Source organism: Caballeronia calidae, assembly GCF_900044055.2.
GTDB lineage: Bacteria > Pseudomonadota > Gammaproteobacteria > Burkholderiales > Burkholderiaceae > Caballeronia > Caballeronia calidae.
In genome coordinates this window covers 1-21,420 of sequence record NZ_FCOX02000089.1, presented here as the reverse complement: position 1 = coordinate 21,420, position 21,420 = coordinate 1, and the positions used below count along the sequence as shown (strand labels likewise).

Sequence of the window (21,420 nt, the reverse complement as noted above, 5' to 3'; positions counted from 1 at the left end):
GCCTGCGAGTCCGGCAACGCAGTTGAACCGCCAAGCTGCGGCGGCAAAAGCCTCGGTGCGCCGTCACCCACGAGCTTGACCGGCAAAAACGCCGCAGCCCCAGACTCGCAAGCTTCGACGGCCATCGACACGCCATGGGTCTGCGCCTCAGACCGCGACTTTTTAATCCATCGCCACAGCTGGTTTGCGCTGACGTGCGCCTTCAGCGCCATACTCGCCACTGACACGCCGGGTTCCAGGCACGCCGCGATCAGCTTCTGCTTGCCCTGCGGGTCAAAGCGCCGCTTGCCATTTGCCCCCACGCTGACTACACGCAGCGGCAAAAACTCCAAATAGTGTTCTTCCATATCTGTGCCCACTGAAAAAGTAGTGGGCACATTCTGCGTTGCATCGCCTCCGCCTTCTACGTGGGCCGAATTGAGCGCTTTCTATTAGAGAGCGACGAATAGGAAAGCTCTAATCCGCGTCTTAAATTTCCACGACAGCCATTAAGAGCGAAAAGCACGACCGATCATCGGCGCAGCCTGCGCGCAGCACGCGATTGTCCGAACCGTCTAGTACATTCACGCCGCCGTGACCCACGCACAACACGGCGGAAAAGAACTTTACTGTCGCCTTGCCAGCGGCCTGCTATGCCGGGAAAATTGAAGCGACGGCGTAAAAGCCGTTCTTTCTTCAATGCCGTCGACAGGCACGCGGGCGCCATGCCAATCGAACTCGATCGAACGAATGGGCCATCGCGGTGCGCGGCGGCGAACCCACGGAAACCCGATGGCAAGCTTAGAGGGCAAGGCGCGATACCGGATTGATACCGATAACACCGGCGCCGGTATCGCCATCATGATCCTGACGACGGCAACCTTCGCGGCAAGCGATTCCACCATCAAGCTGATCGGCACCGCCGTCCCTCTACTGGCGCTTCTGTGGGTGCGCTATCTCTTTCAGATGATCGTGATGGGCGTCTGGCAGGTCCGGCGCGGCGCATTCGGTCTCTTTCGCACGGGCAGCGTGAAACTGCAGATCGTGCGCGCGGTGCTTCTGCTCACGAATTCGGCATGCACGTTCGCGGGACTACGGCACCTGCCGCTGCCGGTCACCACGTCCCTCGCGATGCTCGCCCCGCTCATCTCCACGCTGCTCGCCGCGCTCGTGCTGAAGGACGACGTCCCGCGCAGCAAATGGGCGATGGTCGCGCTCGGCTTCATCGGCATGCTGCTCGTCGTGCGGCCGGGCGGCAGCCAGTTCAACTGGACCGTGATCTATCCGATCGCCGCGGCGACGACATTCGCGTGCTTTCAGGTGGTGTCGAGCCATCTCTCGCGCGTCGACGACGCGATCACGACCAACTTCCTGTCCGCGCTCGTGGCGACCATCGTGCTGTGCGTGCTGGTATGGATGGATCAGGCGCAAACGCTGCCCGCGCTCGCGCAGGTGAGCGTAGGGAGCTGGCTGCTCGCCGTCTTCATGGCGACGATGGCGACCACCGGACACGGCCTCATGCTGCAGGCGATGCGCCGCGCGCCGCTCTCGGTGCTGACGCCTTTCGGCTACGGCCAGCTCGCGTTCGCGGCCCTGTTCAGCTGGTTGCTGTTCGGACAGGTGCCCGACCTCTGGATGGCCATCGGCATGTGCGTGATCGCCGCGAGCGGCATCGGCACCGTGCTTCTGCATGGACGCAAGCCAGCGCCGGCCGTATCGACGGAAATCTCGTAGCAATTCGGAAAGACGCAGCGGGCGGCGGCACGCGCTGCGTGCCGTCCGGGATGACCGTCAGTTGGCCGAATGCGCCTGGCCCGTGCAGAGCCAGTGCGGATCGATGTCCAGCGCCTTGCCGATGCGGTTGAAGGCGGAAAACGGCGGCACCGTGATGCCGCGCCGCCAGAACTGCACGTCGTGCTCGCTCACATCGAGCCAGCCGGCGGCTTTGGCGGAACTGACGTTGGCCTTCTGCAAGGCGCGGTCGAGTCGTGCGGCCATGGCGCGCCGCAGGGTGTTGTCTTCGTGACTACGTTCAAGGTGGCCAAGGGTTTGGGAATGTCGCCCCATGTTCTTCAATTCTCTCGATTTATATCTTTATGCCGTTCAGCGCCGGCTCATTCGCGCGAGGTGAATCGTACGGATTTACGATGACGAGGCAGTGACAGAAAAACCGGAATTCGCCTGCCTGGATTCGTCCGACCGTCGCGCGTGTTGCAGTGCGAGATTCTTTCAATTCACGCATCAATGCGTCAAGTGGGTAAACAACCCATTCGGTAAGATTTGGCTTAGGTGTTTACGCTGAAGAGCCGGTATTCCTGGCCGCACGGGCAGCATAGCCGTGCCATTTGCCGGCCGACTGGACGGGATTATTACCCTCAGTGGAATAACGCCGAAAAGGAAATGATCGTGCGAATACGGTGATTCGTGATCAAACATACGTCTGTTAATAAGCCTGCTCATTTACTGCTTTCCGCAATTATTTTCGATAAATTCACGCTTGGTTTAAAGTCAAGCGGGGAAAACGTAATTGACACTCGACGCGCTTTCCTTAAAATAGACGATTCGCTGCACTGCACAAATTCATTGCGTGATCAATTGGCAACTTCCATATGGAGTCGAGCATGAGCAGTCTTGCACCGGAAAACGTAATCGAGTCACAAAAGGCGGGCGTCGACACGACCTTCGGTCTTGCGGCACAAGCCGTCGCAGGCTTCGAAAAGCTGATCGATCTGAACGTGCGCACGGTCAGGACGGCGCTCGACGATCATCAGACCCTCATCGCCCGGTCGCTCTCCGTGCGCGATCCGCAGGAATTCTTCGCGCTTCAGAACCAGTATCTGCAGGACAGCGCGCAACGCGTGCAGGCGTACTGGCTGAGCGTCTATGAGATCGCCTCGGGCGTGCGCGGCGGCTATATGGAAGCGGCGCAGGATCAGATCGGCAAATCGCAGCGCAACGTGCAGGCGTTCGTCGAAAGCCTCGCTAGCCACGCGCCGGCCGGCAGCGAAGCCGTCGTGTCGGCATGGAAATCCGCAATCGACGCCGCGACGGAATCCGCCAATTCGGCTTATGAAGCCGCCAGAAAGGCCGCGCAGCAAGTGGTCGAGGCCGCGCAAAACGATGCCTCCATCGCGAGCCAGACCGCCGTGCGCGTCGTGTCGTCGAAAACGGCGAGCGTGAAGAAATAATCTCGCCGGAAGTCGGGAAAAGAGGCGGACGCTGTCCGCCTTTTTTTGTGCCTAGCCGCCCAGACCGCGCAGCACGAGTTCATGCGAGCGGCCGATCCACACCGCCGAATCGCGGTGATCGGCGAGCGCGTTGCCGGTATTCGGGTGCATGAAGATATCGAGCGCGCCGTGGTTGAGCGTGAGCCAGCCGAGCATCGGGGCGAGCAGGTCGCCGCCGAAACCGAGCTGGAACGACCACATCGGATGCGGTCCGACCGGCCGCTCGTGAAACCGTCCGAGCCGCAATGCGCCGCTTTCCAGTTCGCTCGCGAATTCCTGCTCGATGACGAGACGCAGTTGCCACGCGGCGTCGCGGCTCACGGCATCGAAATAAACGTGGGCGTGCCAGTCCGAGATGAGGCGGGGGTGCGTGTCCGTGGCTTCCATCGTTTCATCCATGCGCGGCAATATTGAGACACGTGTCATTTTAGCGAATCGATGTCAGCCGCGTTCGAGCGTCCAGAGCACGGCGCCCTCTTCCCACCCGCGATGACGCGTCGCGCGCATGCCGATTTCCGCGCCCAGTTGCATCAGCACGAATGCGTCGGCGAAGCGGGTCAATCCGCTGATCGCCCGTGACGACGACAATCGCTCGATCCACAACCAGCCCGCATCGCCCGTGAGCGATGCGATACGCGCGCCCGTCAGCGCCGCATGACGCACGACGACACGGCTCTGCGGCAGTTCTCGATCGATGACCCAGGTTCGCGCCGATGGCTGCGCCGCATCGCCGAACGTAGCCCGCAACAATCCCGTTGCACCCGTCGCAATGAGAAACGCGCGGCGTGTGGTGCTCATCGCGCAGCTCCGTCGAAACGCTGCGAAGGCCAGATGCCCTGCTTGCCCGGCGACAGGACGCCGTTCGGATCGAGCGCGGTCTTGATCGTGTTCGATAGCCGCATCAACGCGTGATCGTTGAAATCGTATTGCGCGGCGGCGAGGTCCATATACGAAAGATGCGTGCGATATTGCCCGTAGCCCGCCGCGCCCGCATCGCGGATCAGCGTTTCGATCAGCGCGCCGGCATCGCGCGATTGCTTCGGATCGTCGCTATCGAAAATCGCCGCGAAGATGTGATGCATCGCGCGTTCGCCCGCCGTGAAGCCGCCGTAATAATCGAAGCCGAATTGCGCGGCGCGCTCGCGCACCATGCGCGCCTGCTTCACGGCATCGCGTCCGATCGGCGGGCAGATCGGCGAGAAATCGATATGCGCGCCCGAGCCGCCGCGCCAGTTGAGCAGATTGAACGCTTCGAGCCCCGGAATGCCGACTTGCGCGCGATCGCCGCCGCCTTCGGGTGCCACGGATGCATCGCGGTACGGCATCTCGAAGAGCGTCGCATCGGCGATCGGCTTGAAACGCGCATGCACGATATCGCGCCGCGCCTTCACGAGCGACGGTGCCCCGTAGAGACAGAAGCGCAGATTCCAGCGCCCGATGCCGATCTTGCGCGCCATCGTGTCGATGGCGTCGTCGGGCATCGCGCCTTCGCCGTCGAACCATTGCCGCCGCGTCGACACGCCCGCCGCCCAGCGCACCGCGTTTTCGATGACCGCGTTGCTTTGGATCGTGCCGTCCATCCGGAGCGGACGCAGCGTATCGACGACGCGTTCGAGATCGTCTTCGTGCGCGAACGCGTAACGGCAGATCATGTAGCCCTCGGGCGCGGGCATGAGCCAGATGCCGAGCCTCGTGACGACGCCGAAGTTCGACTGCATGAACATGCCGTCATACGACGGCCCGAAGCCGCTCTTGAACACTTGCCAGTCGCGGCTCGCGGACATCGCGCCCATGCCGGTCCGCACGACATCGCCGTTGGCCAGCACCACTTCCATGCCGCACTGGCTGGCCGCGTGGTCGCCATACGGCGTCGTGCCGTAGCCGCGCTCGAGCGTGTTGCCGATCACGCTGCCCCAGCCCGCCGCCGGCGGATCGAGCCAGAAGCGCCGCGGCATGCCGAGCGCGCGATGCAGGTCGTAATACGTCACGCCCGGCTCGACGAGCGCGTGGCCCAGCGTTTCATCGATCTCGATGATGCGGTTCATCCGCCGCAAATCGAGCACGACCGAGCCGCGCAGGCGTGGCGCAGCGCCGCCGTAAGCGAAGTTGCGTCCCGTGGATACGGTCCAGAGCGGCACGCGATATCGGTTCGCCACCGCCAGGGCCGCGCGTACGCCATCGACATCTTTCGGCAGGACGACGGCGGACGGTGCATGGGCGGCAGCGTCGCCGGGCGCGAACGGATCGAGATACGAAGGGGCATCGTTCGACAGCAACGCATCGTCGCCGAGCGCCGCCGCGAAAGCCGCGAGCGCCGCGCGAAACTGCGGCGCGGACAATCCGGGCGGCAGCGTCTGCGCGCTCAATATCCGCCGCTGCTGCCGCTGCTGGACGACGTACCCGACGACGTGCCGCCGCTGTCGGTCTGACAGCCCGCGAGCAGACCGGCGAGCAATGCGAGCACGACTGTTGCGATTCTGGCGAGCTTCATGGAATCACCTTCGAAAGGAACGTAGGAGCCGGACGCGGCGATTAAGCCGCTTGCCCATTAAACGCACCGCGGCGCACCGATATTCCTTCGCGAACCCGTGTGAGACAATTTCGCGCCGCGCAACGCCTTCGCGCGATCTTTCACTCACGCACGCGATGAAGCGCTACCAAGCCCTTGCCGACACGATGGCCGCCGAGATTCGCGCGGGCCGCCTGCCCGTCGGCACGCGCCTGCCTTCGGTGCGGCATCTGACGACGCAATACGGCGTCGGCCAGTCGACGGTCTTTCGCGCGTATTACCTGCTCGAAGAGTGGGGCTTGATCCGCGCGCGCGAGCGTTCCGGCTATTACGTCGCGCCCGGCGCCGCACTCGCGCCAAAAGAGAACGCGACACTCAAGGAACCCGCGCCCATCGACGTGAGCAGCCTCGTCTTCTCCGTGCTGGATGCCGTGAAGCGCCCGGATGTCGCGCCGCTCGGCTCCGCGTTTCCATCGCCGACACTGTTTCCGCTGGCGCGTCTCGCGAAGTCGCTCGCGCACGCGGCGCGCATGCTCGATCCGTGGAGCACCGTGGTCGACATGCCGCCGGGCAACGAGGCCTTGCGCCGGCAGATCGCGCTGCGGTACATCGGCATGGGGATCGCGCAGCCGGTCGAGGAGCTCATCGTCACGAACGGCGCGATGGAAGCGCTCACGCTCTGTCTCATGGCCGTGACGAAACCGGGCGATGTCGTCGCGATCGAATCGCCGTGCTTCTATGCGGCGTTGCAGGCCGTCGAGCATCTGGGCCTGCGCGCGGTCGAAATTCCTGTCGATTCGCGGGAAGGGCTCGATCTCGACGCGCTCGCCGAAGCACTCGGCACGCATCCGGTGCGCGCGTGCTGGTTCATGACGAACTTCCAGAATCCGACGGGCGTCACGCTGTCCGTCGAGAAGAAGCGCGCGCTCGTCGACCTGCTCACGAAGCACGATGTCCCGCTCATCGAAGACGATGTCTACGGCGAACTGCATTTCGCGCAGGATCGCCCGCCGCCCGCGAAAGCCTTCGACACGAAAGGTCTGGTGATGCATTGCGCGTCGCTGTCGAAGACGCTCGCGCCGGGTTACCGGCTCGGCTGGGTCGCCGCGGGCCGCTACGCCGACGCGATCCGGCGCCTCAAGCTGATGACGAGCATCTCGACCAGCATCCCGATCCAGGCGGGCATCGCGGATTACCTGCAGCACGGCGGCTTCGACAAACATCTGCGCAAGCTGCGCGGCGCGCTGCTCACCCAACGCGACGCGATGGAAAGCGCGATCGCGCGCTGGCTGCCGAATGTCGCGTTCGTGCGGCCCGACGGCGGCTATTTCCTGTGGCTGCAACTGCCCGAGCATGTCGATGCGATGCAGCTGCACCGTCGCGCCCTCGAACACGGCATCAACGTGACGCCGGGGCCGATCTTCTCCGCGCGTCACGCGTACGGGAATTACGTGCGCATCAACTTCGGCCATCCGTGGTCGGCGCAGATCGATAACGCGATGAAAACGCTCGGAGAACTGCTGCGCGCAGCGTCGTGAAACGCGTCTGGGCCGCGATGCCCACATGCTAGACTGCTGTACATGCATACAGTATCCGAGCCCGCCTATACCGTCGCCGTGCGCGCGCTGTGCGAGTTCACGGCGAAACAGGGCGATCTCGATCTGCGCTTCACGCCGACGCCGAGCGCGCAGGAAGGCGTCGCGGGCCACGTGACCGTCACCGGACGGCGCGCGGCGGGATATCAGAAGGAAATATCGCTTTCGGCGGAATACGGGCCGCTCTGCGTGCGCGGCCGCGCCGATGGCTACGATCCCGCGCTCAACCGGCTCGAAGAGATCAAGACGCATCGCGGCAAGCTCGAATCGATGCCGCAGAATCATCGGCATCTGCATTGGGCGCAGGCGCGCGTCTACGGGCATCTGATGTGCCGCAAGCTCGGGCTCGACACCATCGAGATCGCGCTCGTGTATTTCGATATCGTCGAACAAACGGAGAGCGTGCTCGTCGAAACGCAGACGGCCCACGCGCTCGCCGCGCATTTCGAGGCGCAGTGCGAACGCTTCATCGCATGGGCGAAGCAGGAGTTGGCGCATGGCGCGGCGCGCGATCAGGCGCTGAAAACGCTCGCTTTCCCTCACGCCGGTTTCCGGCCCGGCCAGCGCGCGCTCGCCGAAGCGGTGTATCGCTCGGCGGTGTCCGGCCGATGCCTTGCCGCGCAGGCGCCGACAGGCATCGGCAAGACGGTCGGCACGCTCTTTCCGCTGCTCAAGGCGTGGCCCGGCCAGCGGCTCGACAAGATCTTCTTTCTCACGGCGAAGAGCGCGGGCCGCCAGCTCGCGCTCGATGCGCTGACGACGCTCGCCGCGACGCCCATGCGTGTCGTCGAGCTCGTCGCGCGCGACAAGGCTTGCGAGTATCCGGATCGCGCGTGTCACGGCGATTCGTGTCCGCTCGCGCGCGGCTTCTACGATCGCCTCGCGGCTGCGCGCGCCGCCGCGCTCGACTACGCGCAGCTCGATCGGGCGACGGTCGCCGAAGTCGCGCGCCGGCATGAAGTCTGTCCGTACTATCTGAGCCAGGAGCTTTCGCGCTGGGCCGATGTGATCGTCGGCGACTACAACTATTACTTCGATACGAGCGCGATGCTCTTCGCGCTCGCGGAGGCGAATCGCTGGCGCGTGGCGGTGCTCGTCGACGAAGCGCACAACCTCGTCGAACGTGCGCGCGGCATGTATTCCGCGACGCTCGATCAGGCCGCCTTCAACGCGATGCGCCGAGCCGCGCCGCCGTTGCTGAAGAAGGCGCTCGGCCGCGTCGCGCGCAGCTGGAGCGAGACGGCGGGCGAACAGAACGCGGCGGGCATCGAATACGCGGCTCATGCGGAGCCGCCCGCGCGCTTCCTGACCGCGCTCGGGCAAGCCGTCTCGCTGATGACCGAAACCCTCGGCGAGCAGCCCGACGTCTTCACGCCCGACACCCTGCGCTTCTATTTCGACGCCGTGCATTTCACGCGCATCGCGGAGCGCTTCGGCTCGCATTCGATCTTCGACATCACGCTCACCGGCGCAAGCGCAAGCGCGAAGAAGCGCAACGCCTCGCTGTGCCTGCGCAACGTGATTCCCGCGCCGCATCTCGCGCCGCGATTCGCGCGCGCGCACAGCGCCGCGCTCTTTTCCGCGACGCTCACGCCCGCGCACTTTTACGCCGATACGCTCGGTCTGCCCGCATCGAGCGTGCGGATCGACGTCGAATCGCCCTTTTGCGCCGAACAGCTCGACGTGCGCGCCATCGCCGATCTGTCCACGCGCTATCGCGACCGCGAGCGATCGGTGGACCGCATCGCCGATCTCATCGCCGGGCAGTTTTTCCGCGCCGAGGGCAACTATCTGAGCTTCTTCAGCAGCTTCGAGTATCTGGCGCAAGTGGCGGCCGCGCTCGCGGCGCGGCATCCGTCGATTCCCTTTTGGCAGCAGTCCCGCGCGATGAGCGAGGCGGCGCAGCGCGAATTTCTCGATCGCTTCGTGCCCGACGGGCGCGGCATCGGCTTCGCGGTGCTCGGCGGCGCGTTCGGCGAGGCGATCGATCTGCCCGGCACGCGGCTCATCGGCGCCTTCGTGGCAACGCTCGGACTGCCGCAACTGAACCCCGTCAACCAGCAGATGAAGGCGTGCATGCACGAGGCATTCGGCGAAGGCTACGCGTACACGTATCTTTTTCCCGGCTTGCAGAAAGTCGTGCAGGCGGCCGGACGCGTGATCCGCGGTCCGCTCGATCGCGGCGTGCTCTTTCTGATCGACGACCGCTTCGCGCGCGCCGAGGTGCGCCGCCTCCTGCCTGCGTGGTGGCAGGTGAAAGTGCTGCGGCAACGTGACCTGCACGATTCGAGGGATTCGACTATTTAGCGGGGTTGAAACCGCGCCGTTAAGAAGGGGCATCGCGGGCATCCGTCTTGCTCTATTTCGGCACCTCGGGACACGGAGATGTCCCAGCCGGGCCGAAAGCGTCCCTTTGGAGAAACACCATGTCCCCCGCCCACACCCCGCGCCCCATCGATGCGATCGACATGCTCGAAGCCGATCATCGCGCCATCGAACAGTTGTTCGACGCCCTGGATCGCGCGGAACCCGCCGATCTCGAACGCAAGAACACGCTCGTGCAGCGCGCCTGCGAGTTGCTGACGATCCACACGATCGTCGAGGAAGAGATGCTGTATCCCGCCGCGCAGAAGGCGCTCGACACGCACGCGCGCATTGACGTGGATGAGGCTTACGTCGAGCATTTTCTCGTCAAGACGCTGATCGAACGGTTCGCGAGCCTGAGCGCCGGCGACGACGGTTTCGATGCGACCGTCAAGGTGCTGAAGGAGAACACGACGCATCACATCGAGGAAGAGGAATCGACGCTTTTCCCCGAAGTGCGCAGGACGCAGATCGACCTCATCGCGTTGGCCGCGACGATGGCCGCGCGCAAGACGGCGCTGCAGGAGCGCATCACCGAATCTGCGATGGCGCATTGAAAGCGCTTCATCCGAATTGCGCAGCAAGACCCGGAGTGCGTGCGTCGGGCGCCGAGCGCACACTGCAGGCACATTCACGCAGATCCGGAGAAACGATATGAAAGTGCTCGAACGCGCGACCGCCGACGACATTGCAGAACGCATCGACGCGCTCGACTGGGCCGATCTCGAAGCCCAACTGGACAGCTTCGGTTGCGCCACGGCGCCCGCGCTCTTCTCGCGCGACGAATGCGATGCGCTCGCCGCGCTGTACGATCGCGACGGCATCTTTCGCAGCCGCGTGGTGATGGAAAGGCACGGCTTCGGGCGCGGCGAATACAAGTACTTCGCGTATCCGCTGCCCGATGCCGTCGCCGATGTGCGGCGCGCCGCGTATCCGCATCTCGCACCGATCGCCAATCGCTGGAACGACGTGATGGGCATCGAGACGCGCTATCCGCGCGAGCATGAAGCGTTCGTCGAGCGCTGTCATCGCGCGGGGCAGACGCGGCCGACGCCGCTCCTGCTACGCTACGTCCCCGGCGATTTCAACTGTCTGCATCAGGATCTGTACGGCGAGCACGTCTTTCCGATCCAGATGGCGATTCTGCTTTCGGCGCCCGACCGCGATTTCACCGGCGGCGAATTCGTGATGACCGAGCAGCGCCCGAGGATGCAGTCGCGCGCGGAGGTCGTGCCGCTGGCACAGGGCGATGCGGTGTTCTTCGCGGTGCATCATCGGCCGGTGCAGGGCACGCGCGGGCCGTATCGCGTGAACATGAAGCACGGCGTGAGCCGCCTGCGCTCCGGGCGGCGGCATATGCTCGGCGTGATTTTTCACGACGCGCAGTGAGCGCGCGTTTTATTCGTTCTCGTCGAAGTAATGCCCGAAGCGCGCCTGCTTCGTCTTGATATAGCGTTCGTTTTCCTCGCGCATCGGAATGGCGAGCGCGACGCGTTCGCAGACCGGAATATCGTGCTTGAGCAATGTGTCGAACTTCGACGGATTGTTGCTCATCAGCCGCACCGACTTCACGTTCATCGACCGCAGAATCGCGGCGGCGGAATCGTACTCGCGGGCGTCGTCGGGCAAGCCGAGGTGCAGGTTCGCATCGACGGTATCGAGCCCCTGCTCCTGCAGCGCGTACGCGCGGATCTTGTTCGCGAGGCCGATGCCGCGCCCTTCATGCCCGCGCAGGTACAGCAGGATGCCGCGGCTTTCCGCGGCGATATAACGCAATGCCAGATCGAGCTGCTCGCCGCAGTCGCAGCGGTAGGAGCCGAACACGTCGCCGGTCACGCATTCGGAATGCAGGCGCGTCAGCACCGACTCGCCGTTGCTCACGTCGCCCATCACGAACGCGATGTGCTCGACGCTCGTGTGCTTCACGCGATAAACATACGAGCCGAAGGTGCCGTAGCGGGTCGGAATGGTCGCGTTCGCGACGAGTTCGATATCCGCGCACTCGTCGCACTCGCCGAAGCGGTGTTGCGACGCCTGCACGTCCTGCGGGGGAGAAGCGGTTTTCATAGGTCAATCTGCGAGTCCACGACGCCGGACGATAGCGGATGATGCGCGCCAGCCCGGTTCGTCATGGTAAAGCCCATCGGGAAAGTTTGCAGATTGTCGCACGTCGCGCGCCGCTTCCCGCGCTTTCCCGTACGGGCGTTCCGCTTATCGGCGCCGCTTCGTCACGCGGGATTCTCGAACGTGCCCGGGCTCTTGTCCGTCGCGCGCCATTCGGGCTTGCGGATCGGATCGGCCTGCTTGAGCGCCGCGCGCACGCCGGCCGCATCGAAATCGCCGGTGTAGACAGGCGTGGCGGGCTGCTGGCGCCACGAATCGTCGATCTCGCCGGCATCGACGGGATCGAAGCCGATCTCGTCGACGAGCTTCATCACGACGGCTTTCGCCTTCGTGTCGTCGCCCGCGACCGGCAGCGCGATGCGCCCCGCCGTGCCGGACGGTTTGCCGCGCTTGCGCAAATGGTCCGCGTAAATATTGTTGAACGCCTTCACGACCGGCCGCCCGATCTGCTGCTCGACCCAGCGGCTCTCCGGCGTGCCTTTCTCGATGCCCTCGATGCGCCCGTCGCGCTGCTGCGGATAGTAATTGCCGGTATCGACCACGACGACGCTTACCGGCACGCCCGCGAACAGGTCCTTCGGCAAACTCGGTACCTTCGCCTCGGGAATCGTCACGACGACGACGTCCGCGCCCTTCACCGCGTCGCGCGCCTCGACGGCCGTCGCGCCGGTTTCGCGCCCGATGTCGGCGAGCGACGCCGGTCCGCGCGAATTGGCGATGCGCACGTCATGCCCGTTCTCGCTGAATCTCAGTGCCAGAACGGAGCCGATATTCCCGGCCCCGATAATTCCGATTTTCATACCGCCTCCGGTTGAAATGCAGATGTAAGCCGCCACCTGCTTAAGAAGATGGAACACAGCTGGACGCAAGCGGGGTGCCGCCTGCGGGAAAACGAGGCATATCGGGCCGATAGCCCCGCTCTATCTCGACAATAAAATCAATCCAATTCTCAGCAACGATAGCTTTCCTGTATAGTTCACTCACTTCTTCAACACCACTCCAAAAGGAACCTGGTAATGCCCATCATCAACAGCCAAGTCAAGCCGTTCAAAGCAACCGCCTACCACAATGGCGAATTCGTGACCGTCACCGATGAAAGCCTGAAGGGCAAGTGGTCGGTATTCGTGTTCTACCCGGCCGACTTCACGTTCGTGTGCCCGACCGAATTGGGCGATCTGGCTGACCGCTACGAAGAATTCAAGAAGCTGGGCGTGGAAATCTACTCGGTGTCGACCGACACGCACTTCACGCACAAGGCATGGCACGACACGTCGGACACGATCCAGAAGATCAAGTATCCGATGCTCGCCGACCCGACGCTCGCGATCTCGCGCAACTTCGACGTGCTGATCGAGGAAGAAGGCCTGGCGCTGCGCGGCACGTTCGTGATCAACCCGGAAGGCGAGATCAAGCTGTGCGAAGTGCACGACAACGGTATCGGCCGTGACGCAGGCGAACTGCTCCGCAAGGTTCAGGCAGCGCAATACATCGCCAAGAACCCGGGTCAGGTGTGCCCCGCCAAGTGGACGCCGGGCGCTGAAACGCTGACCCCGTCGCTCGACCTGATCGGCAAGATCTAAGCCTCGTACCTCACGAGCGCTGCATCGAACCTGCCGCGTTTCAGCGGCGGGTTCACCCCAGAAAACGTGTTCGTCCGGCGCTGCGATTTTCGCAGCGTCGCGGCGCAACGCGTCTGCAATACCCAAGTCAAGGAACGGACATCGCCATGCTCGACGCCAATCTCAAGAATCAGTTGAAAGCGTATTTGGAAAAAGTCACCCGGCCGATCGAACTCGTCGCCTTCCTCGACGACGGCGACAAGTCGCGCGAGCTGAAAAGCCTGCTCGACGAAATCGCCTCGCTGTCCGCGCAGATCAGCGTCGTCGAGAAAGAGGACGCCAGCGTGCGCCGTCCGTCGTTCACCATCGGCGAGGCGGGCAAGCCCGCGGGCATCCGCTTCGCCGGCATCCCGATGGGCCATGAATTCACGTCGCTCGTGCTTGCGCTGCTGCAAGCGGGCGGCCATCCGATCAAGCTGGATGACGCCACCATCGAGCAGATTCGCAACCTCGACGGCGACTTCGCCTTCGAAACGTATTTCTCGCTCTCGTGCCAGAACTGCCCGGAAGTCGTGCAGGCGCTGAACGTGATGGCGATCATCAATCCGCGCATCAAACATGTCGCGATCGACGGCGCGCTGTTCCAGCAGGAAGTCGAAGCGCGTCAGGTCATGTCCGTGCCGATGATGTTCGTCAACGGCGAGAGCTTCGGGTCGGGCCGCATGGGCGTGAAGGAAATTCTCGCGAAGCTGGACACGGGCGCATCGGCGCGGGCCGCGAAGGAACTGGAAAACAAGCCGGTGTTCGACGTGCTGATCGTCGGCGGCGGTCCTGCCGGCGCGGCGGCGGCGATCTACGCGGCGCGCAAGGGCATCGCGACGGGCGTCGTCGCGGAGCGCTTCGGCGGCCAGGTGCTCGACACGATGGCAATCGAAAACTTCGTCTCCGTGCAGGAAACCGAAGGACCGAAGTTCGCGGTTGCGCTCGAACAGCACGTGAAGAGCTATGAAGTCGACGTGATGGACGTGCAGCGCGCCGACAAGCTCGTGCCGGGCCGCGTCAACGAGATCCATCTCGCGAGCGGCGCGGTGCTGAAGGCGAAGACCGTGATTCTGTCGACCGGCGCGCGCTGGCGTGAGATCAACGTGCCGGGCGAGCGCGAATATCGCGGCCGCGGCGTGGCGTACTGCCCGCACTGCGACGGCCCGCTCTTCAAGGGCAAGCGCGTCGCGGTGGTCGGCGGCGGCAATTCGGGCGTGGAAGCGGCGATCGATCTCGCGGGCATCGTGTCGGCGGTGACGCTGATCGAGTTCGGCGACGAACTGCGCGCCGACGCGGTGCTGCAGAAGAAGCTGCGCAGCCTGTCGAACGTGACGATCGTCACGTCGGCGCAAACCACCGAAATCAGCGGCGACGGCAAGAAGGTCAACGGCCTCACGTACACGGACCGCGCGACGGGCGCGAGCCATCACGTCGAGCTGGAAGGCGTGTTCGTGCAGATCGGTCTCGTGCCGAACACCGAGTGGCTGAAGGGCACGGTGGAATTGTCGAAGCACGGCGAGATCGTCGTCGATGCCAAGGGCGCGACGTCGCTGCCCGGCGTGTTCGCCGCCGGCGACGTGACGACGGTGCCGTTCAAGCAGATCGTGATCGCGGTCGGCGAAGGCGCGAAGGCATCGCTGTCGGCGTTCGATCATCTGATCCGCGCGTCGGTGGAAGACGAAGCAGTGGTCGAAGAAGAAGCGGCGGCCTGAGCGCACAGCTCACGCGTCGTAGTGACCGGAAGGCGGACGGGGCGACCCGTTCGCCTTTTTTCGTTTACTGGCCTTCCGGGGCCTTCGGCTCGAGCACCATCGGGAACGTCACTTCGAACACGCTGCCGTGCCCTTTCGACGACGTGAACCGCAACTCGCCTTCCAGCGTGCGCGACAATTCCTTGACGATGGCGAGCCCGAGGCCCGCGCCGGGGATGTCATCATCGGCGGCGCGCTCGAATTCCTCGAACACGCGCTCCTGATCCGCCGCGCTGATGCCGACGCCCGTGTCCGCGACGTGCAGCTTCCAGCGCGCCTCGGGCACCGCGACGATGGACAGCGCGATTTCCCCCGACGTCGTGTACTTGATCGCGTTCGACAGCAGATTCAGCGCGACCTGCTTCACCTTCAGACGATTCGACGTCACCGCGCCGAGCGCCGGATCCAGGTGACCGATGAGCTTCAGTCCCTTCGCCTCGGTCGCGACGCGGCACGCCTGCATCAGTTCGTCGAAGAGAGCGACGAGATCGAAGGGTTCGACGGTCAGCACCGAATCGTCGCCGAGCACTTTCGAATATTCGACCATTTCGTCGACGAGCGTCGCCATGTCCGCGACTTGCCGGTTCGCGAGCCCGAGCGCCGTGTCGCGCTTCGCGGGCGAGCGCGCGGCGAGCTGCAGCGCCGTCGAGAATACGTTCAGGAAATTGCGCAGGTCGTGCGCGACGCGCCGCGTGATCTGCATGCGCGTCTCGTAGAGATCGCTGATGAGCTTCTGCCTCAACGTCAGCTCGTAGTTCGCGCGCTCGAGCATGCCGGTGTACTCGTCGATCTTGCGATCGCGCTCGCCGATCGCCTCGCGAATCGACGCCAGCGTGACGAAGCTCACGACTTCGTCGGTCATGAGGCGCGCGTGCTCTTCGTCAGCGCGCGAGAAGTCAGCATGCGAAGCCGCGTACTCGCCGATCGCGAGCAGCAACACCTGACGGAACAGATCGAGCTCGCGCACCAGTTCGTCCACGCGATAGCCCTGCTGCCAGCGCCATTGCCCGTGCTGCCGCGCATTGCGCTCGATCGCGCCTTCCTGGTCGCGCAGGTTGCGCGATTCGAGCACGATGCAGATTTCGTCGAAGATGCTCGGCAGATGATCCGCGAGCTGCCGATACGTGAGTTGATCAGAATGTTCGACTTCCTGATCGCCGAACACGAGCTTCATCCATTGCTCGGTGAGCGCGTCTTGCTGCTCGCGCAGCGCGGCCACGAGACCCTTCAAGCCGCCGACTGACGTGTCGCTCATCTGCGAGCCCCCGATTGCTGAAGGCGCCGGATGGCGGCGCGCATGGTGATCGTGATATGCCGTCGGAAGCAATTCCCGATTTCGCCCGGAACCGCCCGCGGATGCTTCGCCAGTATAGGCGCGATGCTCGCGGCGAAGTTGCAATTCCGAGTTTTGTCCTGGATTTTCCGAGACTTCGCGGGAGGCCGGAACGCCCACCGGATTCAGTATTCACTTCAGATGCCGTCGCGCGAATTCATCAGCATCGCGTAGAGCGCCTGCGCCGCGGGCGACAGCGACGCCGTCTTGCGCGTGACGAGCACGAGCGAGCGCGTGACCGTCGGTTCGACGAGTTCGATCGCGCGCACCGTCGGGTACGCGTCCTTCTGAATCGCGAGCGCCGGCACCACCGCCGCGCCGACGCGCTGCGCGACGAGCCCGAGCGCCGTCGAGCTGCGCTGCACTTCATAGAACGAATGCAGTTCGATGCCGCTACCCTCCAGCGCCGCATCGATCAGCGCGCGGTTGCCGCTCACGTCGCCCGCGAGAATGAGCGGATGGTCGGCCAGCGCGCGCCACGCGATCCGCCTGCGCTTCGCGAGCGGATGATCGCGATGACAGACGAGCACGTAGCTGTCCGCGACGAGTGGCTCCGTATGCAGATCCGGATGATGCTCGCCCGCGATCTTGATGCCGAACTCCACTTCCCGATGCAGCACCGCCTGCGCCACCGCCGACGACGCGTGGTCCAGAATCCGGATGCGGTTATGCGGATAGCGCGCGGAATACGCCTGCAACACGCGCGGCAGATACTGCACGCCGACGGTCGGCACGCAGGCGATCGACACATCGCCGCGCTGCGCCATCCCCGTCTCGCGAATCTCGACGAGCGCGGCGGACAGTTCCGCGAGCAGGCGCCGCGCTTGCGGCAGGAACGTGCGCCCGGTTTCGGTGAGATTCATCGACCGCGTGGTGCGCTCGATCAGCGGCACGCCGAGAAAGTCCTCCAGCTTCTGCAAACGCTGCGTGATCGCCGTCTGCGTGATGTTGAGACGCTCGGCCGCGCCCCTGAAGCTTCCCTGATCGGCGATGGCGACGAACGCCTGCACGCCCAGCGTGTCGATTTTCATAAGAAAAACCAAATAATCCGCAGCATAAATTCATTTTACGCTGGGCGCGGGGACGTCCAGAATCGCGTCTGTTCCCAACACGAGCACATCGACTGGAGCCCGACATGACGAATCCATCGGCCGACTGGCAAGCCCGGCAATACACGCTGTTCGAGGCTGAGCGCACGCGCCCCGTCCGCGATCTTTTGAACGCGACGCAAGTCTCCGCTGCGCGCACGGCGGTCGATCTCGGCTGCGGCCCCGGCAACTCGACCGAGACGCTTCTGGCCTGCGCGCCGGACGCCCGCGTGACCGGCGTCGACAACTCGCGCGACATGATCGACGCGGCGAAAAAGCGCCTGCCGCACGTCGACTTTCAACTGGCGGACATTGCCGCGTGGGATGCCGAAGGCCCGTTCGATCTGATTCTCGCGAACGCGTCGCTGCAGTGGGTGCCCGACCACGAGACGCTGATGCCGAAGCTCGTCGGCAGGCTCGCGCAAGGCGGCCAGCTCGCCGTGCAGATGCCCGACAATCTCGACGAGCCCGCGCACCGGCTGATGCGGGAAGTCGCCGCGGACGGTCCGTGGCGCGACAAGCTGAAGGGCGCGGAACGCACCGCCCGCTATCGCGCGGACTGGTATTACTCGCTGCTCAAGCCGCAGTGCGCGCGCGTCGACGTGTGGCGCACCACGTACCATCATCCGCTTCAGGGCGGCGTCGATGCGATCATCGAATGGTTCAGTGGCAGCGGGCTCAGGCCGTTCCTCGCGAAGCTCGACGCGCAGGAAACCACCGCGTATCTCGACCGCTATCGCGCCGGGCTGAAAGCCGCGTACACGGTGCTCGACGACGGCACGGTGCTGCTGCCCTTCCCGCGCATTTTCATCGTCGCGACGCGTTGAGACTCAATGCGGCCTGCTGTGCTCGCGCAGCATCTGCACGAACTGCCGCGCCGCCGGCGACAGCGCCCCGCCCTTGCGCGTGACGATGCCGTAAGTCTGCGATTTCGATTTCATGCGCACCGGCAGGATGCGCAGCATGCCGGCGCGCTCGAACACCTTCGCGACGCTCGCCGGCAGGATCGACACGAGCTCGGCGCTTTCCTGCAGCAGCGTCACCGTCATGAGCGGCGAGGCGGTGGAGATGGGGTTCGCGGGCATCGGCAGGCCGGCGAGGTCGAGCTCGCGTTCGAGCAGCGCGCTCATCGGCATATAGCTCGGGTAGGTCACCCAGCGGTAATGCGCGAGATCCTCGAAGCCGACTTCGCGCGCGCCCGTGCGCTCGTGACCGTGCCCGACGACGATGCATAGCGGCTCGTCCGCGAGCGGCTGATAGTGATACTTCGACGGCTGCTCCGACACGCTCGACCGGCCGATGACGAGATCGACGCGGCCGTCGTCGAGCATCGGCAACATGCGCGCGCTCGTATCCTCGACGATCTCGATGGCGAGATCCGGATGTTTCGCGTGCATTTCGTTGACGATCGGCGCGACGACGCCCGGCACCGCGCCCATGATCGTGCCCAACGTGAGCCGCCCGCCCGTGCCCGCGCGGATCTGCGCGACTTCCTGGCACAGCGCGTTCAGGTCGGCGGCGAGCACGCGCGCGTAGCGCACGACGCAGCGGCCGAACGGATTGGGGATCAGCCCGCTCTTCGCGCGCTCGAACAGCGGCGCTTCCAGCATGGATTCGAGCTCGGCGAGCGCCTTGCTCGCGGCGGATTGCGTCATCGCCATCGCGCTCGATGCCTTGTGCAGCGATTTGTGATCGTCGAGCGCGATCAGCAATTGCAGCTGCTTCATGCGCAGTCGCGACATCAGTACATCGAGCGTGTTCTTCATCCTTCAGCCTGCCGGAAAGCGCGGGGTGATTCCAAAAAGCGATCAAGCGATGGAAAGGTTTCACTATACAGCCGCCCGCGCGAGATCGTATAGTCGGGCAAGGTGGCGGTCATCGTACAACTGGCCGCCGCGAATCACTTCCAGCAAGGACGAGACAACATGCAACTCACTGGCAACCTGCTCATCGGTCAGCAATCGGTCTTCGGCTCGAACGGCTCGATCAAGGCCGTCAACGCATCGACCGGCGCGGCCATCGAACCGGCTTTCGGCGGCGCGACGCTCGCCGATCTCGACCGCGCGGCGGCACTCGCGTGGACCGCGTTCGACGTTTATCGCGAAACCGCGCCCGAAGCGCGCGCCAAGTTTCTCGAAACGATCGCGCAAAACATCCTAGATATCGGCGACGACCTGATCGAGCGCTGCATGATCGAAAGCGGCCTGCCGCGTGCGCGCCTCGAAGGCGAGCGCGGCCGCACCGTCGGCCAGTTGCGCATGTTCGCGGACGTGGTCCGCAACGGCGATTTCCTCGGCGTGCGCATCGATCCGGCGCAGCCCGAGCGCAAGCCGCTGCCGCGCGTGGATCTGCGTCTGCGCCATATCGGCGTCGGCCCGGTCGCCGTGTTCGGCGCGAGCAACTTCCCGCTCGCGTTCTCGGTCGCGGGCGGCGACACGGCGTCCGCGCTCGCAGCGGGTTGCCCGGTCATCGTCAAGGCGCACTCGGCGCATCCGGGCACGGCGGAACTCGTCGGCCGCGCGGTGCAGAAGGCCGTGAAGGATTGCGGCATGCCCGAAGGCACGTTCTCGCTGCTGTTCGACAGCGGCCGTGATATCGGCCAGGGTCTCGTGGCGGACAACCGCATCAAGGCGGCGGGCTTCACCGGCTCGCGCGGCGGCGGCACGGCGCTCATGAAGATCGCCGCGGCACGTCCCGAGCCGATTCCCGTCTACGCGGAAATGAGCAGCATCAACCCGGTTCTGCTGTTCCCGGCGGCGCTCAAGAACCGCGGCGAAGCGATCGCGAAGGCGTTCGTGTCGTCGCTGATCCTGGGCGCGGGCCAGTTCTGCACGAACCCGGGTCTGATCCTCGCCGTCGACGGTCCGGATCTCGACACGTTCATCGAAGCGGCATCCGCGGCGCTGAAAGAAACCGCCGCGCAGACGATGCTCACGCCGGGCATCTGCAAGACGTATCAGGGCGCCGTGGCGCGCGCCGCCGAGGAAGCGGGCGTGACGACGGCCGCGCGCGGCGTCGAGGCCAAGGGCGACAATCAGGGCCAGTCGGCGCTCTTCGTCACCACCGCCGAAGCGTTCCGCAAGAGCCACGCGCTGCAGGAAGAGATTTTCGGTGCGTCGTCGCTCGTCGTGCGCTGCCCGGACCTCGCCACGATGCTCGCGCTGGTCGAATCGCTGGAAGGCCAGCTGACGTCGGCGCTGCATATCGACGAAGCCGATTACGCCGATGCGCGCCGCGTCCTGCCCGCGCTCGAGCGCCGCACCGGCCGCCTGCTGGTGAACGGCTTCGGCACGGGCGTGGAAGTCGGTCACGCGATGGTTCACGGCGGCCCGTTCCCGTCGACGGCGGATGGCCGCTCGACGTCGGTCGGCAGCCTCGCGATCAACCGCTTCCTGCGCCCGGTGAGCTATCAGGATCTGCCTGACGCGCTCCTGCCCGATGCGCTCAAGACCGAGAATCCGCTCGGCCTGAACCGCCGCATCGACGGCAAGCTGCAACTGGCGAAGTAAGCCTCCCGGCTGGACCGGCACGGGCCGCGGCGCGATTCTCGCGTCGCGGCCCGCGTCGTTTTTACGCGTGCGACGGGACGAAACGCGCTCCTTTCGAACGATGCTTCGGATGCCGTATCGATCCGACGCACTTTTCGCCGGCCTGCCCAATCCGTATTTACGCGACTGGCGTGGGCGCGCAGCAACGCTCACGTCCGTGCGGGAATCGCTTTGGCATCAGTGGGTTATCCGCCGGTCATACCCCGTTGTCGTTTTAGGGCTAAGGATCGTTACCGAAATAACTTCCCGCTATGCAGCGCTTGTTGAGTAGATGCGGTAGTTCCATGCAGGCAGGGTTGGG

Annotated in this window: 21 protein-coding genes; 10 read left to right on the top strand and 11 right to left on the bottom strand. The window is 64.6% G+C overall.

The annotated features are described in order from the left end of the window. Positions 1-347, bottom strand: a 347-nt coding sequence (locus tag AWB78_RS37615) for a transposase (protein WP_096031908.1), incomplete at its 3' end; no start/stop codon positions are given. A gap of 424 nt (positions 348-771) precedes the next feature. Here AWB78_RS37615 and AWB78_RS37610 point away from each other — a divergent pair. Then, positions 772-1,713: a DMT family transporter gene (locus AWB78_RS37610; protein ID WP_062611793.1), complete on the top strand. Its 942-nt coding sequence runs from the start codon at positions 772-774 to the stop codon at positions 1,711-1,713. A gap of 57 nt (positions 1,714-1,770) precedes the next feature. Here the strand turns inward: AWB78_RS37610 and AWB78_RS37605 are convergent, their stop codons facing one another. Then, positions 1,771-2,046, bottom strand: a complete 276-nt coding sequence (locus tag AWB78_RS37605) for a helix-turn-helix domain-containing protein (protein ID WP_062611792.1) — start codon at positions 2,044-2,046, stop codon at positions 1,771-1,773. Positions 2,047-2,600: 554 nt separating this feature from the next. Here AWB78_RS37605 and AWB78_RS37600 point away from each other — a divergent pair. After that, positions 2,601-3,167: a phasin family protein gene (locus tag AWB78_RS37600; protein ID WP_062611791.1), complete on the top strand. Its 567-nt coding sequence runs from the start codon at positions 2,601-2,603 to the stop codon at positions 3,165-3,167. Positions 3,168-3,218: 51 nt separating this feature from the next. Here AWB78_RS37600 and AWB78_RS37595 read toward each other — a convergent pair whose 3' ends face one another. Genes AWB78_RS37595 through AWB78_RS49445 form a run of 4 tightly spaced genes read right to left on the bottom strand, consistent with a single transcriptional unit; the run spans position 3,219 to position 5,697 of the window. Further along, positions 3,219-3,593, bottom strand: coding sequence for a DOPA 4,5-dioxygenase family protein (locus tag AWB78_RS37595; RefSeq protein WP_062611796.1), 375 nt, complete (start codon positions 3,591-3,593; stop codon positions 3,219-3,221). 54 nt (positions 3,594-3,647) lie between these two features. Beyond that, the gene (locus AWB78_RS37590) at positions 3,648-4,004 is read right to left on the bottom strand and encodes a hypothetical protein (RefSeq protein WP_062611790.1); all 357 of its coding nucleotides are present in this window, start codon (positions 4,002-4,004) and stop codon (positions 3,648-3,650) included. Continuing rightward, the gene (locus tag AWB78_RS37585; RefSeq protein WP_062611789.1) at positions 4,001-5,572 is read right to left on the bottom strand and encodes an FAD-binding oxidoreductase; all 1,572 of its coding nucleotides are present in this window, start codon (positions 5,570-5,572) and stop codon (positions 4,001-4,003) included. The genes AWB78_RS37590 and AWB78_RS37585 overlap by 4 nt, the downstream gene beginning before the upstream one ends. Then, complete coding sequence (locus AWB78_RS49445; protein ID WP_269768965.1) at positions 5,569-5,697, bottom strand: hypothetical protein; 129 nt, start codon at positions 5,695-5,697, stop codon at positions 5,569-5,571. Before AWB78_RS49445 ends, AWB78_RS37585 begins: the two co-directional genes overlap by 4 nt. A 155-nt stretch (positions 5,698-5,852) precedes the next feature. Between AWB78_RS49445 and AWB78_RS37580 the strand changes: the two genes are divergently transcribed. The 4 genes from AWB78_RS37580 to AWB78_RS37565 all read left to right on the top strand — a co-directional run bounded on the left by AWB78_RS37580 (position 5,853) and on the right by AWB78_RS37565 (position 11,063). Continuing rightward, positions 5,853-7,253: an aminotransferase-like domain-containing protein gene (locus AWB78_RS37580; RefSeq protein WP_062611788.1), complete on the top strand. Its 1,401-nt coding sequence runs from the start codon at positions 5,853-5,855 to the stop codon at positions 7,251-7,253. Positions 7,254-7,295: 42 nt separating this feature from the next. Next, positions 7,296-9,617 (top strand): ATP-dependent DNA helicase, encoded by a 2,322-nt coding sequence (locus AWB78_RS37575; protein WP_062611787.1) that lies wholly within the window; start codon positions 7,296-7,298, stop codon positions 9,615-9,617. 119 nt (positions 9,618-9,736) lie between these two features. Further along, positions 9,737-10,231, top strand: coding sequence for a hemerythrin domain-containing protein (locus tag AWB78_RS37570; protein WP_062611786.1), 495 nt, complete (start codon positions 9,737-9,739; stop codon positions 10,229-10,231). A 97-nt stretch (positions 10,232-10,328) separates the two neighbouring features. Beyond that, complete coding sequence (locus AWB78_RS37565) at positions 10,329-11,063, top strand: 2OG-Fe(II) oxygenase (protein WP_062611785.1); 735 nt, start codon at positions 10,329-10,331, stop codon at positions 11,061-11,063. A gap of 9 nt (positions 11,064-11,072) precedes the next feature. Here the strand turns inward: AWB78_RS37565 and ribA are convergent, their stop codons facing one another. Both ribA and AWB78_RS37555 read right to left on the bottom strand, forming a co-directional pair. Continuing rightward, entirely contained in the window at positions 11,073-11,741 is a 669-nt protein-coding gene (gene ribA / locus AWB78_RS37560) for a GTP cyclohydrolase II (RefSeq protein WP_062611784.1), read from the bottom strand. A 161-nt stretch (positions 11,742-11,902) separates the two neighbouring features. Then, positions 11,903-12,598, bottom strand: coding sequence for an NADPH-dependent F420 reductase (locus tag AWB78_RS37555; RefSeq protein WP_198399428.1), 696 nt, complete (start codon positions 12,596-12,598; stop codon positions 11,903-11,905). A gap of 216 nt (positions 12,599-12,814) precedes the next feature. Between AWB78_RS37555 and ahpC the strand changes: the two genes are divergently transcribed. Then, on the top strand, positions 12,815-13,378 hold the full coding sequence (ahpC, locus tag AWB78_RS37550; RefSeq protein ID WP_062611783.1) for an alkyl hydroperoxide reductase subunit C: 564 nt from the start codon (positions 12,815-12,817) through the stop codon (positions 13,376-13,378). A gap of 146 nt (positions 13,379-13,524) precedes the next feature. Next, on the top strand, positions 13,525-15,111 hold the full coding sequence (gene ahpF, locus AWB78_RS37545) for an alkyl hydroperoxide reductase subunit F (protein WP_062611782.1): 1,587 nt from the start codon (positions 13,525-13,527) through the stop codon (positions 15,109-15,111). A 64-nt stretch (positions 15,112-15,175) separates the two neighbouring features. Here ahpF and AWB78_RS37540 read toward each other — a convergent pair whose 3' ends face one another. Then, positions 15,176-16,405, bottom strand: a complete 1,230-nt coding sequence (locus tag AWB78_RS37540) for a sensor histidine kinase (protein ID WP_062611794.1) — start codon at positions 16,403-16,405, stop codon at positions 15,176-15,178. A gap of 215 nt (positions 16,406-16,620) precedes the next feature. Further along, positions 16,621-17,514: a LysR family transcriptional regulator gene (locus tag AWB78_RS37535; protein WP_062611781.1), complete on the bottom strand. Its 894-nt coding sequence runs from the start codon at positions 17,512-17,514 to the stop codon at positions 16,621-16,623. Positions 17,515-17,618: 104 nt separating this feature from the next. On the opposite strand from AWB78_RS37535, the gene tam reads away from it, so the two are divergent. After that, complete coding sequence (tam, locus tag AWB78_RS37530; protein WP_062611780.1) at positions 17,619-18,398, top strand: trans-aconitate 2-methyltransferase; 780 nt, start codon at positions 17,619-17,621, stop codon at positions 18,396-18,398. Positions 18,399-18,401: 3 nt separating this feature from the next. On the opposite strand, the gene AWB78_RS37525 is transcribed toward tam, so the two are convergent. After that, positions 18,402-19,337 (bottom strand): LysR family transcriptional regulator, encoded by a 936-nt coding sequence (locus AWB78_RS37525; RefSeq protein ID WP_062611779.1) that lies wholly within the window; start codon positions 19,335-19,337, stop codon positions 18,402-18,404. 159 nt (positions 19,338-19,496) lie between these two features. On the opposite strand from AWB78_RS37525, the gene AWB78_RS37520 reads away from it, so the two are divergent. Beyond that, the gene (locus AWB78_RS37520; RefSeq protein WP_062611778.1) at positions 19,497-21,080 is read left to right on the top strand and encodes an aldehyde dehydrogenase (NADP(+)); all 1,584 of its coding nucleotides are present in this window, start codon (positions 19,497-19,499) and stop codon (positions 21,078-21,080) included. Positions 21,081-21,420 lie beyond the last annotated feature (340 nt).